The 15,409-nt window shown below is 53.4% G+C and carries 14 protein-coding genes and 1 pseudogene; 10 read left to right on the top strand and 5 right to left on the bottom strand.

The window, feature by feature from the left end; all coding sequences use genetic code 11:
* The first annotated feature begins 27 nt into the window (after positions 1-27).
* Together EGM51_01605 and EGM51_01600 are read left to right on the top strand one after the other, a co-directional pair.
* Positions 28-1,185, top strand: a complete 1,158-nt coding sequence (locus EGM51_01605; GenBank protein QBG46159.1) for a DUF3142 domain-containing protein — start codon at positions 28-30, stop codon at positions 1,183-1,185.
* Positions 1,182-3,158: a hypothetical protein gene (locus EGM51_01600; protein QBG46158.1), complete on the top strand. Its 1,977-nt coding sequence runs from the start codon at positions 1,182-1,184 to the stop codon at positions 3,156-3,158. Before EGM51_01605 ends, EGM51_01600 begins: the two co-directional genes overlap by 4 nt.
* Here EGM51_01600 and EGM51_01595 read toward each other — a convergent pair.
* Both EGM51_01595 and zwf read right to left on the bottom strand, forming a co-directional pair.
* Positions 3,104-3,538 carry a divalent-cation tolerance protein CutA gene (locus tag EGM51_01595; protein QBG46157.1) on the bottom strand — a complete coding sequence of 145 codons (435 nt, stop codon included), beginning with the start codon at positions 3,536-3,538 and terminating at the stop codon, positions 3,104-3,106. The two genes, EGM51_01600 and EGM51_01595, sit on opposite strands and share 55 nt — an antisense overlap.
* 1 nt (position 3,539) lies before the next feature.
* Positions 3,540-5,117: a glucose-6-phosphate dehydrogenase gene (gene zwf / locus EGM51_01590; GenBank protein ID QBG46156.1), complete on the bottom strand. Its 1,578-nt coding sequence runs from the start codon at positions 5,115-5,117 to the stop codon at positions 3,540-3,542.
* Positions 5,118-5,219: 102 nt separating this feature from the next.
* Here zwf and EGM51_01585 point away from each other — a divergent pair, with 102 nt between their 5' ends.
* From EGM51_01585 to EGM51_01575, 3 genes and pseudogenes are all read left to right on the top strand, one after another.
* Positions 5,220-6,329 (top strand): YjgP/YjgQ family permease, encoded by a 1,110-nt coding sequence (locus EGM51_01585; GenBank protein ID QBG46155.1) that lies wholly within the window; start codon positions 5,220-5,222, stop codon positions 6,327-6,329.
* 8 nt (positions 6,330-6,337) lie between these two features.
* Positions 6,338-6,833: pseudogene (locus tag EGM51_01580) on the top strand (GNAT family N-acetyltransferase).
* A 126-nt stretch (positions 6,834-6,959) separates the two neighbouring features.
* Entirely contained in the window at positions 6,960-8,225 is a 1,266-nt protein-coding gene (locus tag EGM51_01575) for an NADP-dependent isocitrate dehydrogenase (GenBank protein ID QBG46154.1), read from the top strand.
* A gap of 78 nt (positions 8,226-8,303) precedes the next feature.
* On the opposite strand, the gene EGM51_01570 is transcribed toward EGM51_01575, so the two are convergent.
* A complete protein-coding gene (locus EGM51_01570; GenBank protein ID QBG46153.1) occupies positions 8,304-8,816 on the bottom strand; it encodes a flavodoxin in 513 nt (170 codons plus the stop codon).
* Between the two features lie 79 nt (positions 8,817-8,895).
* Complete coding sequence (gene rph / locus EGM51_01565) at positions 8,896-9,678, bottom strand: ribonuclease PH (protein ID QBG46152.1); 783 nt, start codon at positions 9,676-9,678, stop codon at positions 8,896-8,898.
* A 191-nt stretch (positions 9,679-9,869) separates the two neighbouring features.
* Here rph and EGM51_01560 point away from each other — a divergent pair, with 191 nt between their 5' ends.
* The 4 genes from EGM51_01560 to yidC all read left to right on the top strand — a co-directional run bounded on the left by EGM51_01560 (position 9,870) and on the right by yidC (position 12,666).
* The gene (locus tag EGM51_01560; GenBank protein ID QBG46151.1) at positions 9,870-10,007 is read left to right on the top strand and encodes a 50S ribosomal protein L34; all 138 of its coding nucleotides are present in this window, start codon (positions 9,870-9,872) and stop codon (positions 10,005-10,007) included.
* Between the two features lie 12 nt (positions 10,008-10,019).
* Positions 10,020-10,493, top strand: a complete 474-nt coding sequence (rnpA, locus tag EGM51_01555) for a ribonuclease P protein component (protein QBG46150.1) — start codon at positions 10,020-10,022, stop codon at positions 10,491-10,493.
* A complete protein-coding gene (yidD, locus tag EGM51_01550; GenBank protein ID QBG46149.1) occupies positions 10,474-10,791 on the top strand; it encodes a membrane protein insertion efficiency factor YidD in 318 nt (105 codons plus the stop codon). Before rnpA ends, yidD begins: the two co-directional genes overlap by 20 nt.
* A gap of 78 nt (positions 10,792-10,869) precedes the next feature.
* Positions 10,870-12,666 carry a membrane protein insertase YidC gene (gene yidC, locus EGM51_01545; protein ID QBG46148.1) on the top strand — a complete coding sequence of 599 codons (1,797 nt, stop codon included), beginning with the start codon at positions 10,870-10,872 and terminating at the stop codon, positions 12,664-12,666.
* A 206-nt stretch (positions 12,667-12,872) separates the two neighbouring features.
* Here the strand turns inward: yidC and rpoN are convergent, their stop codons facing one another.
* Positions 12,873-14,291, bottom strand: coding sequence for an RNA polymerase sigma-54 factor (gene rpoN, locus EGM51_01540; GenBank protein QBG46147.1), 1,419 nt, complete (start codon positions 14,289-14,291; stop codon positions 12,873-12,875).
* A gap of 206 nt (positions 14,292-14,497) precedes the next feature.
* Here rpoN and EGM51_01535 point away from each other — a divergent pair, with 206 nt between their 5' ends.
* Positions 14,498-15,313: an MBL fold metallo-hydrolase gene (locus tag EGM51_01535; protein ID QBG46146.1), complete on the top strand. Its 816-nt coding sequence runs from the start codon at positions 14,498-14,500 to the stop codon at positions 15,311-15,313.
* The last annotated feature ends 96 nt before the right edge of the window (positions 15,314-15,409 follow it).

The raw sequence follows: 15,409 nt of genomic DNA, 5'->3' as shown, positions 1-15,409 counted from the left end.
CACGGTTGTTGCAATTAGCTTAGCGTCATGAAACCGCTCCTGTTCCTTTTTTCCCTGCTGGCTCTGTTCACGGACACCGCCTCCGCCGATGCATTCTATATCTGGCAGCAGCAGTGGAGCAGCAATGTGCTCATGGCGGTCACGAACGAATCCCCGACCACACTCTATCCGATCGTCTCCGAAATTCCGGCCTCCGGGCAAAGCACCTTAATTCCGATTCCCTGGAAACCGCTTCAGCAGACCCGACATACCTTTGTGCCGGTCATCCGTGTTCCGCTCAGCGCATTCAACCGCAGCGATCTCGAAACCGAACTCATCCGTCTCTGCACAGAACTTCCGGATTTCCAGGAACTGCAGCTCGATCTCGACTGTCCGGAAAGCCGCCTTTCAGAATATGCCGATCTGCTCAGAAAAATCAGACCGCAGCTGCCGGAAAAAATACTGTCTGTCACGGCACTTCCGGTTCATCTGGACAACCGCGCTTTTGAGCGCGTTGCATTAAACTGCGACTACTATGTCCTTCAGGTCCATGGCCTCGACGTTCCCGATCATATGAACCGCCATGCAGAACTGATGAACCCCGCAACGGCAGACCGGGCCATTCGCCGCGCTGAAAAACTCGGCCGCCCCTACTCCATTGCCCTGCCGTGTTACGCCTATGAACTGAATTTTGATCCGGACACCGGGCGTTTTCTCTATCTGACTGCCGAAGGGCCTTCCGGCAGACACAACACCGTAAAACGCCGAATCGCCGCCCGTCACCGCGACCTGATCCATCAGCTTCATCAATTCCGATCTCTGGAATATGCGCGCAGCCTCATCTGGTTCCGTCTCCCGGTAGATGGCGACCGGCTCTGTCTGCCCCGCCCTGCACTTGCCGAAATTCAGCACGGCAGACTCCCGCAGAACGATTTGACCTGCATATTTATTCCCATCAGCGACACCACGTTTGAAATCAGTCTGGTTAACGGAAATATCATTCATTCGCACGAAGCCGAACTTGAACTGAACTGGAACAACCCGCGAGGAATGTACGACCTCTACCGCACCGCAACATCCCCCGCAAAAAAAGCCGGCCTGCTGCCGGCCACACTGACCGCACCGGTTCCTGCACCTGGATCACAAATCCGGATCGGCTGGTTCTCCACCCGACAACTCCCGCATATTGAGGTACACCTGAAATGATGAAACCACTTTTTCTGCTGCTGACTGCTGCACTCCCTGTTTTTGCATGCGGCCCCTTTTTCCCTTCGAGTTATCTGAGCGATTACAACGACCGGTTTGAAGCCGACCTGAATCCGGCCGGAGAACTCGAACTGATTGCGCTGGAATACGGTCTGATTGATAAAGAACCCTTTCCGGAAGGTGCATACACCACCCTGCAGGCGGAAGAACTGGATTTCATGAAACAGGCCGAATTGTTTGGCAGGCAGAACCTGTTGACCGAATATATGGTTTATGCCCAAGCCGTACGGGCCGCTGAAACAAACGTTCCGCCCCCCGATGTACCCGAACATTTACAGGAATTTACGCTCTACCTCGAAGGCACTGCGGAATTCCGCGCCGATGAAGACGTTGCTTTTCCGCAGGCCTGGCGAAAACTGCTCGGACTCGATATCAGCAACCGGCAGTTCCGCACGGAATGGGTCTACTACATGCTCGGCAACCTCGCCGGCGTACAGAGCGAACCGAAGCGGGCGACAACCTGCTACACCGCATGCCGGAATGCCGCCCGCGAAATGCCGGCGCATCATTCCATCGGTCTGGCCCATGCCTCGTATAAACGTGACTACCTCTGCCAAACCAATCTGGCGGAACGCATTGAACGGGGCCTGGCCGCAACGGGCTATTACCATCGAAGCGGCGATTCCGCACGTCTGAATCACTGTATGAATCATCTGCGGCTGGATGTAATACAGGCTTCGCTGGAAGAGCTCAGCAACCCCTCCATGGCGGTCCTCGAAACCATGGCGCTTTTCAACATCGGCAAAACCGGATTTATCCGGACGCTGGAAAATCATCCGGCTCTGAAAATCACTCCTCGTCTGGCCTGGTTTATGTATAAAAACGGCGAACCCGAAAAGGCATCGGCCTATCTTGAACACTGCCCGGGAAATGACATCCTGGCCAACTGGCTGCGTTACCGTCTCGCCCAGCGCAGCGGTCGGACCGACGAAGCCATCCGGAAACTGCAGCAGTGGCTGAAGGGACTGGAACAAAGCCGGCGCATCATCTATCACTTCGATTATACAGGAACCGTCTCCCCTGCATCAGCCCTGCATGGAAGTCTGGGTACCCTGTATGCCGACCGGGGTCAGATGCTTGACGCCCTCGAATCCTTCGTTGCAGCGGGAGCCTATCCGGATGCCGCACTGATCGCCGAGCGCTATGTGGAAACCGCCGACCTCCAACGTTATGTGGATTCCTTCCGGGGCACCGCCTCTCAGGAGTCGGCCAGGCAGATCGAACCCTGGCTGCAGACAGAAACCGCGCGCCGTTCCATTGAGCTCCGCCTCTCCTATCTGCTGGCCCGACGCCTCTTCCGCGAAGGGCGTCCTGAAGATGCACTGCCCTATTACCCCACGGAAATCGGCTATATGCTGCAGACTTATCTGCATGCTCTGAAAGAAAGCCGCTCGTTCTGGAACAACTGGAATACTCGTGCAGCACACCTTTACCATGCGGCGCGTATCATGCGATGGAAAGGTATGGAACTCTGCGGCACCGAACTCTACCCCGACTACACCATCGTTGAGGGCTTCTTTTCCACCATTGGAATTGAGCACGAATCCGCCGTCGCACCGGAAAATCTGCGGCCGCTTTATGATGAAACCGCACCGATTCCGAACCGCCGCTTTCACTACCGCCAAACCGCGGCGGATCATGCAGGCGATGCCGCCGCCCTCGCCTGGAACCGGCATCAGAAAGCCATGATACTCTGGAGCGCCGGGGTCTGGCTCAAAGACCGGTATCCTGAAGAGGCCGACCGGTTTTACAAAAAACTGGCCCGACTGCATTTTCAGCCGCTGGGAAAAAAAGCCGATACATTGCGCTGGTTTCCAGCAGGATCGGGCGCTATGCATGCCGTACATAACTCCGAAAGCTATATCCCGCCCCGCCAGCTCTCCGCTGCCGCACGGCAATACCCCGACGATTGACGGCTCCAGCAGCCGAAAAACAGAATAGATTCATCCCCGGCCGCCCCGAAACCATTCCCCCGGGTTTCCCCGTCTATCCAGTCCAGAAAAGCGGGATGACCATCGCTGATGGGCAGGAAGACAATACAGGGCGTTTCATAGGAGTGGATTTCTCGAATCCGGGAAATGAGTTCATTTTTACATTCACCCGATGTTTTAAGGATAAGCGCAACTTCATGATCTTCACAGATATCGCCTCTCCATGAATAGACAGACTGAATACCGCCGAGAATATTGGCGCAGGCCGCCAACCGCTCCTGCACGACCGCACGGGCAATGCGTTTGGCCTCAGCATCGTCGCCGGCCGTAACATACACCATATAAACGTTGCGGTCATTCATGCTAAAGCTTCGCGCTATCCAATGCCGAGTTCGCCCCGGAAACCTTCACCGATTTACCGTTGCGCCACATCCCTTCCACGCCATCGAAAAGCCGGTCCGCTTCTTTCACCCCCCACTCTCCAGGCGGATAGGCAAACGGTTTAAGCTGATCCAGATTATCGAGAATCGGCTGAACCACACGCCACTCGGCCGCCACCTCGTCAGACCGGGTGAACAGCGTGGAATCACCATGCAGCGTATCCAGCAGCAGCCGTTCATACGCTTCAGGCAGCGACTGGTTCCATTTTCCGGAATAGGAGAAATCCATATCGACATCCTCCACAACAAACCGCATACCGGGACGTTTGGTCCCCACTTTAAGGAAAATCCCTTCATCGGGCTGAATGCGGAAAATCAGCGTATTGGGTTTAATGCGCGTAATGTCACAGACATCGCCCTCGCATTCCACCTGCTGGAAAAGCTGCAGCGGCGGCACTTTGAACTGCACCGCAATCTCCGTGGTTTTTTTGGCCATGCGCTTTCCGGTCCGCAGCAGAATCGGCACACCGGCCCAGCGCCAGTTGTTAATACTCAGCCGCAGAGCCGTAAACGAATCCGTATTCGACTGCGGATCAATCCGCTCTTCCTGCAGATACCCCTTAATTTTATTTCCGTCCGAATCCACGCCCTCCGCATACTGCCCACGACAGACGGCATCGGAAATATCCTTCCGGATATCCAGCTTCGTGGCATTCAGGAGTTTTACCTTTTCATTCCGGATCGACTCGGCGGAAAGATCACCAGGCGCCTCCATCGTTACCAGACAGAGCAGCTGCAGCAGATGATTGGTCACCATATCGCGCAGCGCACCATATTCGTCGTAATAACCGCCCCGCCCTTTTTCCATCCCGACCGTCTCGGAAGCCGTGATCTGGATATGGTCGACATAGGAACGGTTGAACACCGGCTCAAAGATGGCGTTGGCAAAGCGGAACGACAGGATATTCTGCACCGTCTCTTTTCCGAGATAGTGGTCGATGCGATAGATCTGCGTTTCATCCAGATGCTCGAGCAGTTCCTTATTCAGCGCAATCGCCGATTCCAGATCCTTTCCGAACGGTTTTTCAATCACCACACGGGTCCAATGCTCATCCTCCGGATCGCGGATCATGCCGGTTTCCTGAAGATTATGTACTGCGGTGTGAAACAGATCCGGAATGATGGAAAGGTAGAACAGATGATTTTCCGGATAGGCCTCTCCGGCCAGGCGCTCTTTCAGTGCCACGTAGGCATCCGGACTGGAGAGGTCGCCCCGATGATAATCAAGATGTGCAACAAAACGGCGGATCAGTTCTTCACCGGCCGGAAGCCGGGTGAATTTACGAATCGAATCAGCCATCATATCACGGAATATATCATCGTTATAATCCCGCCGCGCAAAACCGACTACGCGGAACTGTTCGGGCAGCAGATCCTGCATATAGGCCACAAAAAGCGCCGGAATCAGTTTACGATGGGTCAGGTCGCCGGACGCCCCGAAAATCACAATAGTCGCCGGATCATGTGCACGGCTCTGATCGCTGAATCCTGAAAAAAGCATAAATCAAACTCCTGTTAAACGAAGAAACCCTACACATACGTCCCGCCCTTTTCAACGCTTGCGATCACACCGTTTTATCCGCTACGTTATCGGGACCATCGTATGAAAATTCTCGCCCGATACCTGTTCATGAATCTGTTTCAGCCGCTGATCTATCTGCTGATCGCGTTTGCACTGCTATTTATCATCGGCGATCTCATGGACACCATGAAGGATTTCAACAAAATCCTGTCCGCCTCCAGCGGAACCGGATTCTGGGACGTCGGCCGCATTATGCTGCACTACTACAGCCTGCAGCTGCCTTCCATGGTCATTTTCATTGTGCCCATCTGCCTGCTTCTGGCCACCCTTTACAGCCTCTCACAAATGACCCGCCACAGCGAAATTGTGGCCATGCGCGCCAGCGGGGTCAGCATCTACCGCATCGTACGCCCCTACCTGCTGTTAGGCTTCTTCTGCTTCCTGTTCACCGCGGTGGTGAACGAGTATACCGGACCGAAATATGCCTACCGCGCACATCAGTTACTGGAAAGCAAAACCAAAGCCAGCGATGATGTCTATTTTGAAAATATCGCCTATAAAAACCCGACACTCGGACACGAATGGCACATCGTCGGCTTCGATACCCGCTCCTACACCATGCAGGGCATCACGCTGCGGATTCGACGCGAAGACGGCTCGGACCGCGAAAAAATCACAGCAAAAAAAGGCCACTGGCTCGACCGCCGCTGGTGGTTCGAAGATGGTGAAATACAGCGTTTCGATGAAAACAACACCCGACTCGGCCCGCCCGAAACGTTTCAGACGCTGGAAATGCGTTATCTCAAAGAACGCCCCGAAGAATTCATGCGCGAAGCCAAAGACTCCGCCCACCAGTCATCGCTTGAACTCTACGAATATATCAGAACCCACCAACATCTCTCTCTGCGCGAAATCAGAAGCGATCTCGTCGACCTGCACCACAAACTGACTATGCCCTTCATCTGCATCATTGCCGTGCTGATCGGCATTCCCGTAGGCACACACACCGGACGCAAAGGCGCACTCTCAGGCATCATGATGGCCATCGGCCTCTTTTTCACCTTTTATGCCACACAGTTCACCATGGAATACCTCGCCAAACAGCTGTACATCCAACCCTGGATCGGTGCATGGTCCGCCATTATCGCCTTCTTTTTTATCGGCACCGCCCTGATTTACCGGATGCGGTAGTCATGCACCTGAGCATACGAAAAACCTCCCCCAAAGACTTCGAGGCCATCCGGTCTGTTTTTCATACCATCGCCGCGGCCGGCGAAACCTATGCCTATCCGCGGGATATCTCCCGGGACACGGCATACAGACTCTGGATGGAACTTCCGCGTCAAACCTGGGTCGCTGAAGAAAACGGACCCTCCTCGGCACCTACTACCTGAAAACCAACCATCCCGGTCCCGGTGCACACGTCTGCAATTGCGGGTATATGGTTACCCCCGACGCACGCGGCAAAGGGGTGGTCACCGCCATGTGCCGACACTCAAAAAAAACCGCGCTGGAATCCGGCTACAAAGCCATGCAGTTTAATTTCGTGGCCTCCACTAACGAAGGGCCGTACGCCTCTGGCTGAAACTCGGTTTTGAAATCGTCGGCCGCCTGCCCAGCGCCTTCAATCACCCCGTTCACGGTTATGCGGACGCCCTGGTCATGTTCCAGTGGCTGGACAACACCCATGAATGATGATTCCGATTCCAGCCAAGCTATTATCAGCCCGCCGAAAACCGCCCAACGAAATGCATTTACATCCACAAAACTATCATATTTAGTTTATTTCCAATCACTGGATACAAAATTGAGGATTTTCTAATGAGTTATAACAAGATTGCAGTACCTTCCGGCGGCGGAAAAATCGGTATGGGAGCCGACGGCCATCTCGCCGTTCCGAACAACCCGATTATCCCTTTTATTGAAGGCGATGGTGTCGGCCCGGAAATCACTGCGGCCATGATCAAAGTGATCGATACGGCTGTTGAAAAAACCTACAGCAACGAACGTAAAATCCAATGGATGGAAGTGTATGCCGGTGAAAAAGCCAACGCGATCTACGGCAACGACACCTGGCTTCCGGACGAAACTCTCAAGGCGATTAATGAATTCCGCGTTGCCATTAAAGGCCCGCTCACCACACCGGTCGGCGGCGGACGACGCAGCCTGAATGTAGCACTGCGTCAGGAACTCGATCTTTATGTCTGCCAGCGACCGGTCACCTGGTTCCACGGCGTCCCCTCTCCAATGTATGCCCCCGACAAAGTCGATATGGTTGTTTTTCGCGAAAACTCGGAAGACATCTATGCCGGTATTGAATGGCAGGAGGGCACCGACGATGTAAAAAAAGTCATCGACTTTCTGCAGAACGAAATGGGCGTAACCAATATTCGCTTCCCGGAATCCTCGGGTATCGGCGTCAAACCGGTCTCGCGCGACGGCTCCACCCGCCTGATCAAAGCCGCCATCGACTACGCCATCGACAACAACCGCAAATCCGTGACGATTGTCCACAAAGGCAACATCATGAAATTTACTGAAGGCGCCTTCCTGAAATGGGGCTACGAACTGGCCGAAAAAGAATACGGAGCGGAATTTGACGAAAAAACAAAAACCTACAAACTGAAAAATCCGAGCACCGGTTTTGAAATCGAGATCAAAGACTGCATCTGCGATGCCTTCCTGCAGAACATCCTGCTCAAACCGCAGGACTACGATGTCATCGCCACACTCAACCTCAACGGCGACTACTGCTCCGACGCACTGGCCGCATGTGTCGGCGGAATCGGCATCTCTCCCGGCGCCAACATCAACTATCTCGACGGCAAAGCGGTCTTTGAAGCCACCCACGGCACGGCTCCAGATATTGCCGGGAAAGATATGGTCAACCCCTGCTCGCTCATCCTTTCCGCTGAAATGATGCTGCGCTTCATGGGCTGGACCGAAGCCGCCGACCTCGTGCTGGAAGGCGTTGACGGAGCCATCCGCCGCAAAACCGTGACCGGCGATTTCGCCCGTATGATGCACGACGCCAAATGGCTCACCTGTTCCGAGTTCGCCACCGCCGTCATCGTGAACATGTGGTAATTCCACTCCACACTCGAAAAAAGAAAAGGCGCGACCCTCAAACAGGGCGCGCCTTTCTGCATTCCGGAACCCGGAATATCAGGCCCCGGCTTTCATTTTTTCAAGCACGGCTTTCGCCCATGCCACGGCATTCTCCAGATCCTGATCATTCGGATGCCCTTCAGCATCCTTCCAGAGCTGGCGCCGCGAATCGGTCGGTGCATTTTCATCATCCGGCGGAAGCTGTTCCATCCACTCGATCATCATCGGATCAATCCGGCCCTGACAGATAAAACGGTCCACAACATTTCCATTCGGGATCTGCGCCGCCGCAGCCTCCAGACAGTCTGCGGCATGCTGCGAATCCGGATAGGCCCCCAGTGTGGCGAACAATGCAACCGGAATTCCGCCGAGCTGTTTCAGGTACTCTTTCATGGCATCATTTGCATCGCCCTCCTCCACCCAGAATCCGGCAAATACAATGTCATATTTTTCAGGATTCGGTGAACTGCTGATCGGGCAGAGATCCGCCCCGGGAAGTTCCAGATGAAGGGCCTCAGCCACTTTCCGCGTGTTGCCGGTTCGACTGGAGTATGCGATCAAAATCTTCATGTGTCCGTTACCTCATTACTTAATGCTCTATCATACGTACCCTATTCGACGGGGCGCTGTAAATTCCAGACCTTGGAAATCAGTTCAGCACCGCTTTCTGCAGAGCGGTCAGTTCACCGATCCCCTTTTCCGCAAGCGCCATCATCTGCAGCAGCTCATCTTTGCTGAACGGCGTCTCCTCGGCCGTGCCCTGAATTTCAATAATTTTTCCGGACTCCGTCATCACAAAGTTGGCATCCACCTCGGCGGCAGAGTCTTCGAGATAGCACAGATCAAGAATCGGCTGTTCTTTGTGAATACCGCAACTGATCGCCGCAAGCCCCTCAGTAACCGGGTCTTCTTTAAGCAACCCGTCTTTCATCAGGCGCTGAACCGCCAGCTTGAGCGCCACATAGGCTCCGGTGATCGATGCCGTGCGCGTTCCGCCATCGGCCTGAATAACATCGCAATCAAGATAAATCTGCCGGCGACCCAGTTTTTTAAGATCCACAACCGCCCGCAATGAGCGGCCGATCAGACGCTGGATTTCCATGGTGCGCCCGCCGATTTTCCCTTTGGCGGATTCACGCTGCGTTCGATCCTGCGTGGCCCCCGGCAGCATGCTGTACTCCGCCGTCACCCAGCCACCCGGCACTTTCTGAAACCGCATCCAGCCCGGTACATTCTCATCAACGCTCGCCGTGCAGATCACACGCGTATTTCCCATTTCAATCAGCACCGACCCCTTGGCCGATGTAATAAAATTCTTCGTAAACTTCACAGTACGAAGCTCATCAGCTGCACGCCCATCAATCCGTTTCCCCGAAGTTTCCACTACAGCATCGAGATCGATGCCCCCGCTTAAATTGATTTCTTTTTTCATAGTCTGCGCAGGATGGAACAGATTACCCTCTATTGCAACGGGAAACAGGGCGCGACGAACGAAACCGGATTCGGAAACCTCAACGTCTCAACAGTCTCTTTCACACCGCTTTTCATCGGCGTTAGGGTTTGACAACCGTCGAATTGTTGGTAGTTTACCCTGCTTTTCAGAACAAAAAGGAATTTAGAGCGATGAAACGTACATACAACCCATCTAAAATCAAGCGTGCCCGCAAGTGCGGCTTTCGTAAGCGTATGTCCACTGCAGATGGACGCGCAATTCTGAAACGCCGCCGCCAGAAAGGCCGCAAACGCCTCACCGCAGTTTAACCGGAACACGATATGCCGAACCCCTTCCAGAGGGAGTCGGATGGTTCTATCGACTCAAGCCCGCCTCGAAGCGGGCTTGATCGTTCTTTGAACAAGTCGAAGCGTCTCACTCATTCATCCCTTTTCTCAGAAACTTTTTCCGGGAAAAAGAAATGGGTTGGGCGCTTTATGGTGCTCTGGCTGCGTGAAGCCGACGATGCCGATCTGCGCATCGGCGTCGTTTCCAGCAAAAAGGTGCATCTGCGTGCCAATAAACGTAACCTTGCCCGCCGTCGCATGCGCGAAGCCTGGCGCCATTTGCGCCCTTACTGCTCCGGAAAAGCCGACGTTATTTTTGTGGCCCGCCGCCCTATTCTTTCCGGAGACTGGAACCAGGTGGTCCGTGAAATGCTCAAACTGATCCAGCGGGCCGGACTGATCACCCCTGAAAATATTCGCCGCGCCAAAGCCGAACTGGAGGCTTCCAATGGATGGAAACTCCACTGAAGCCAGACCATCCGCCCGTAAAAAAACGCCTCGTCACCTCCGGCCCGACGGCTTTGTTCAACTGCCGGCCCGCACGGCGATTCTGCTGATCCGCGGCTATCAGCTGATCATCAGCCCCTGGCTCGGTCAGCGCTGCCGTTTCCAGCCGACGTGCTCGCACTATTGCATTGAAGCACTGCGGCAACATGGTATGGTTTACGGTCTTTGGCTCGGGGTGATAAGAATCTGTAAATGCCATCCGCTGCATCCCGGCGGTATTGACCCCGTACCCGAAAGAAAAAACAGGAATAACGGATGATAGGATTTCTGAACGTTTGAGAACCAGCTCAACCGTTTAGGCATCCGCTCATCCCATCTATTATCCAGAGAGAAATTTATGAATAAAAAAGATCTGATCCCCGTCATACTGCTGGCCCTGCTCATCCCGCTGTGGATGATTATCGACCGCACCTTCATCGCGCCTAAATTTCCGGCACCGCAGCCCGTTCCGGCTGAACAGCCGGCGGAAACGCCGTCCACCGGAAAAGCCGCCGCGCTCTCTGCCGCCGCGCCTTCCGAACAGTCTCAAAAGGTAGAAGCTGCTGAAATCGACACCACGGTACCGCTCAACGAAACCATCGAGACGCTGGAAAACGAACAGCTTAAACTTAAACTCAGTTCCATCGGCGGCGGAATCAAACAGGCAACGCTGGTCAACTATCCGGAAGTGAACGAAGAAAACAGCGCACCGGTCACCCTCGACTTTTCCGACCGCGTCGCCCTCGCCTATACCGGCCTGAGCGGTATCGGCGCCGGTGACTCCCTCAATATCACAAAATCCGCTGACGGAAAATCCGTGATTTTTTCCAAAGCCTGGAACACCGGTTCGGAATTCCGCCGGACCATCACCATCGGCGACAACTACCTGCTGACAGTGCAGGATCAGTTCATCAATAAAACATCCAATCCCTGGAACATTCCCGCCCTGCGTCTGCTCACCGGAAATATGAAAAATCCGGATGACACCCAATCGATGAAAGGCCTGAGCATTATCGGAGCTGATTCCTACTCCGAGAGCGAAGGGATCCGCTACTACGGCAAAGCCAAAGGCTTCGGCGGAACGGCAGTGCAGAAGATCTTTAAAAAAGCCGGAAAACCGGAATCCATCGATGTCATTCCCGAAGGCATGCTTAACGAGAAAGTGAACTGGGTTTCTGCAAAAAATAAATTTTTCGTTCAGATCATCAGCCCGGATAAACCGGTGGCCACCATGTCGATCCTCGCCCGGCGGGATATCACCCAGAAGAGCGTCGTTCCTGAAAGCATTGCCACCTCCCTCGATTTCCAGCCCGTTGCACTCGGTGCCGGCGACACCCTGAACCTGAAATATACCTGCTACATCGGTCCCAAAAACTTTTCGATCCTCAAAAATGCCGGGCATAAATTCGAAAAAGTAATGGAATTCCAGACGATCGGATTCTGGAGCTTCATGAACTGGATCATGGAGCCGGCCCGCCAGTTTCTGCTTTGGGCTCTCAACCTCTTTAACGCCGTTGTACACAACTACGGCCTAGCCATTATTCTACTGACCATGCTGATGCGCACCCTCTTCTGGCCGCTCACCCATAAGAGCACACAGAAAATGCGCGAAAATTCGGAAAAGATGCAGGTCGTTCAACCGAAAATCAAAGCGATTCAGGAAAAATATAAAGGCCAGCCTCAGCGCATCCAGCAGGAAACCATGAAAGTCTATCAGGAACATGGATTCAACCCCATGGCCATGATGGGCGGATGCCTGCCGATGCTGCTGCAGATGCCGGTATTCTTCGCGCTCTTTACCGTACTCCGCAATGCCATCGAACTGCGTTATGCCGGATTCCTGTGGATTGCCGACCTCAGCCAACCGGAAAACCTGTTTGCCGGAAGCATTCCGTTCATCGGATCACTGAATATTCTGCCGGTCCTGATGTCGATCTCGATGATCTTCCAGCAGAAGCTTTCCACACCGAATGCGGCAGCCACTCCGGAACAGCAGCAACAGCAGAAGATGATGATGTACATGATGCCGATTATGATGCTGTTCCTCTTCTACAGCATGCCGTCCGGCCTTACGCTCTACTGGACCACCAGTAACGTGCTGATGATTATCCAGACCTCCGCATACAATTACCGGAAGAAACATAAGGAAGCTTAACGCAGTTGCCAATTGCTGATTGGCGATTGGCGATTGGCGATTGGCGATTGGCGATTGGCGATTGGCGATTGGCGATTGGCGATTGGCGATTGGCGATTGGCGATTGGCGATTGGCGATTGGCGATAAAGGATCAATATCCGGTCCGTTGAACAAAAGAACTATTCCATCGGAAATCGACAATCGCCCATCAAAAGACTGAAATGCGTCAGTGCTGTTTGCGCAGGTGTGAAGGCAGGATGCGGAGCTGGTCCCGATATTTGGCAACCGTGCGGCGTGCAATCTTAATCCCCTGCTCTTCCAGCAGTTTTACCAGCTTTGCATCGGAATACGGCTTCTTCTTGTCCTCGGCACGGACGATATCCGCCAGCGCGGCTTTCACACTTTCATTAGAAATGGATTCCCCGCTGGCCGTTTTCACACCGGGTTTAAAGAAATATTTCATACTCAGCAGACCGCGCGGTGTCTGCATATATTTTCCGGCTGTTGCCCGACTGATCGTGGTTTCATGCACGTCCAGCAGCTCAGCCACCGTTTTCATATTCAACGGCTTCAGACGGGAAACTCCGTAGTCAAAGAAATCGCGCTGAATACGGACAATCTCGACCGCAATCCGGTAAATCGTGTCCATGCGCTGATCAATGCTCTGGATAAACTGTTTGGATTTCGCAATTTTCTCGCGGATATAACTTTTCACCTCTTTCGAGGTATTCGGATCCTTGAGCATTGCCAGATATTTCTGGCTGATAAAGAGATTCGGATACGGCTTCTTATTCTGCGTAATGACATATTCACCGTCTTTTTTCTCAACGATGATTTCAGGCGTCACATATTCAATCCGTTCTTCAGAAAAATTACGCCCCGGCTTCGGATCCAATTTACCAATCAACGCCGCCAGTTCTTTCACACGGTCAACCGTCAGTCCCATGGCGCGGGCGATATCCTCATACTTATGACGACCGACCAGATCCAGATACCGGTCCACCATCTGGTATTCCTGGGTCTCTTCCCGTCCCTGGCGCTTCAGCTGTAGCAACAGACATTCGCGCAGGTCACGTGCACCCACACCGGCCGGATCAAAATCATGAATGGTATCGAGAATCTTGGTCAGTGTCTCTTCCGGAAAATTCGGCAAGGCCAGCAGATCTTCAACATCCAGCTGCAGATAACCGTCGTCATCAATATTGCCGATCACGATCTCGGCGATCTTCCGCTCATATTCGTCAAGACTCGAAAGAGAAAGCTGGTCCAGCAGGGTATCATGCAACGACGAAGATTCAGATAGCGAATCCATCATGTACTGATATTTTTCCTCGGCATCACTACTGCCCGAAACCTGACCGCGGTCCTGATAGCTATCGAACTCCTCACCCAGAGCCGCCAGCTTCTCAAATTCATTATCGAACTGTTCGCTGTCGACATCCTTGGTGCCCTGCTCAATCTCTATCTGGGCATCAGCCTGTTCTGCCGTTGCTTCAAGCGTCGGGTTTTCAGAAAGCTCCTGTTTGATCATCTGCTGAAGATCCAGAAGCGGCATTTGCAGGATTTCCAGTGACTGGAAGAGATGCGGAGCAAGTACCTGCTGCATCTTCATTTCCTGACTTAAAACTAGTCCGGGTTGTGCCATGCGTTGAAATGTACCGTTTAACTTGCATATCTCAAGCCATGTTAGAAAAAAATATGAAGGGCAAAGAACGGTTTTACAGCTTTCCGGATTCACCCACTCCTCCAAACTCTGTCACTTTTCCTGTACACCACGTATTAATCGCCGAATGATTTTGTCACGCGTGTGGTCTTCGCTATCATGTCGCAAACAGTTGGAGTAACAGCCTCATGAGTTTGGAAGTTTGTGTTCTTGCCAGCGGAAGTTCTGGTAATTCTATTTATATCGCTTCAGAGAAAACCCGTATTTTAATCGACGCAGGCCTCAGCGCCAAACAGATGGCCATCCGGCTCGATCAGATCGGTGTGGTTCCCGAAAGCATTAACGGTATCTGCGTATCTCACGAGCACGGTGACCACATCGGCGGTATTCGTGTACTTCAGAAACGCCATGGGATTCCGGTCTATTCCAACGCCGGGACTCTCAACGGCATCCGTCGCCAGCCCAAATCCGATGAAATTAACGTAAAAGTGTTTCAGACCGGATCCCCCTTCCGGATCGGCGATATGACCATAGAACCCTTCTCCGTCCCGCACGATGCCTATGAACCGGTCGGATTCCGCCTCACAGCAAACGGCGTCTCAGTTGCATCCGTCACCGACCTCGGCATGCCCACCGCGCTGGTACGCGAAAAACTGCGCGGCTGCCAGGCCATCATTGTTGAAGCCAATCACGACGAGGATCTTCTACACGAAGCTCCGCGCCCCTGGGCACTGAAACAGCGCATTCGCAGCCGCCAGGGTCACCTCTCCAATATGGATGCCGCACGGCTGATTTCGGAAAGTGCCACCGAGCACCTCGAGCATGTCTTCCTCGCCCACCTCAGCTCCGACTGCAATACGCCTGACACCGCTCTGCGGACTGTGGCTTCACAATTGCGCCTCGACGGCCTCAGCCACATCAACCTCGAAATTTCCAGTGCCGCCTGCATCTCCAGCCTCTGGAAGGCTGCCAAGGAGCCACAACCGCAGATTGTCGCAGACTAAGAAAACGAATGACTGCACAGAGACATATCATGCTTTTATGCAACAGACAGTCATTTGTGCGGACAAACAAACCCTTTACTGAACAGCCGCTTTGTT

It is taken from the genome of Verrucomicrobia bacterium S94 (assembly GCA_004299845.1).
In the GTDB taxonomy this organism is placed as follows: Bacteria; Verrucomicrobiota; Kiritimatiellia; order Kiritimatiellales; family Pontiellaceae; genus Pontiella.
Note: the sequence above shows the minus strand (reverse complement) of the source record. Positions and strands in the feature narration are given on the sequence as shown.